Consider the following 1579-nt stretch of genomic DNA (forward strand, 5'->3'; position numbering starts at 1 on the left):
GCCCGCCCCGCCGCCGGCGCCGGCGCGCGTATCCGCTCCATCGACGCCCTGCGGGGACTGGTGATCCTGCTGATGCTGGTCGATCATGCGCGGGAGTTCTTCTTCATCCACGCCCAGGTTTCGGACCCGATGGACGTTTCGACGACCACGCCCGGCCTGTTCTTCACCCGGCTGTCGGCCCACCTGTGCGCCCCGGTGTTCGTCGCCCTGACCGGCCTGGCGGCCTGGCTCTATGCGGACAAGACCGCGGCGGGCGGGAACCGGGCGCGGGCCGCCTCGGGCTTCTTGCTGAAGCGCGGCCTGTTCCTTGTGGCGCTGGAGCTGACGGTGGTCAGTTTCGCCTGGACCTTCTCCCTGACGCCGCAGACCATCTATCTGCAGGTGATCTGGGTCATCGGCCTGTCGATGATCGCCCTGGCGGGTCTGGCGTATCTGCCGCGCCCGGCCCTGATCGCGGTGGGCGTGGCGATCGTGCTGGGCCACAATCTGCTGGACACGATCAGCGTTCAGCCGGGTACGGCGGGCCATGTGATCTGGGCCATCCTGCACGACCGGGGCTTCATCGACCTGTCGGGGTTGGGGCTGGGGGTGGAACAGGCCCGGACCTCCTATCCGCTGCTGCCGTGGATCGGCGTCATCGCCCTGGGCTATGGCGTCGGTCCCTGGTTCGCGCGGCCGCAAGCGGCGCGGCTGAGGCGTCTGGCGGCGACCGGCCTGTCGGCCCTGGTCCTGTTCGCGATCCTGCGCGCGATCAACCTCTATGGCGATCCGACGCCGTGGGCCGTGCAGGCGACGCCGTTGCAGACGGCTATGAGCGTGCTGAACCTGACCAAATATCCGCCGTCCGCCGATTTCATCCTGCTGACCCTGGGCGTCGGCGCCCTGCTGCTGGTGGGGCTGGAGCGGGCGCCGGATCGTCTGGTCGGTCTGTTGGCCGTGTTCGGGGCCGCGCCGCTGTTCTTCTATCTGATCCACCTCTACGGCCTGCATTTGCTGCAGCTGGCGGCGCTGGCGGTCCTGGGGCCCAATCAGGGCGATGGCTTCGCCGTGCCGGGCGTGGGCTGGCTCTGGGCGCTGGCGGCCGTGGTCGCCATCCCCTGCTGGTTCGCCTGCCGCTGGTTCGCCCGGATCAAGCGGACCAGCGGCCAGCCCTGGATGAAATACCTCTAGGTCCAAACCGAAATCAGCCGAAGACCGTCATTCCGGGGCTGAGCGCAGCGAAGAACCCGGAACCCAGGGCCACGCTCACGCTGCTGGACGCCTTTGATGCCGGATGCGAAGCCCCTGGGTTCCGGGTTCGTCCTTCGGACGCCCCGGAATGACGATTGTGGGCCAGATTGATCGCGTATCGGCGCGCGCTAGACCCCGATCCCATAGTGTTCGGCCAGGGCCTGCAATGCGTGTTTCAGCACCGTCTTGCCCTGGCGGCGACGCAGGCCCAGGCCGGTTTCGGCCAGTTGCAGGCTGTCGCCATGGATGCAGATGCGGTTCAGCATCGGACGCAGGCGCGGGCCGACCGCCGTCAGCGCCGCCTCCACCCGACGCCCGGCCGACAGGGCGCGGTCGCTGGGCTCCAGCC

The 1579-nt window shown here is 68.9% G+C and carries 2 protein-coding genes; one reads left to right on the forward strand and one right to left on the reverse strand.

From position 1 onward, the window contains the following. Window positions 1–1170: heparan-alpha-glucosaminide N-acetyltransferase domain-containing protein (locus RTU05_RS18195; protein WP_312599684.1), on the forward strand; the 1170-nt coding region annotated here is incomplete at its 5' end. Window positions 1171–1358: 188 nt separating this feature from the next. Here the strand turns inward: RTU05_RS18195 and RTU05_RS18200 are convergent. Beyond that, on the reverse strand, window positions 1359–1579 hold a 221-nt coding region (locus tag RTU05_RS18200), incomplete at its 5' end, for a DUF6456 domain-containing protein (RefSeq protein ID WP_312599685.1).

Origin of the sequence: Brevundimonas sp., from assembly GCF_032017145.1 — a bacterium.
Classification (GTDB): domain Bacteria; phylum Pseudomonadota; class Alphaproteobacteria; order Caulobacterales; family Caulobacteraceae; genus Brevundimonas.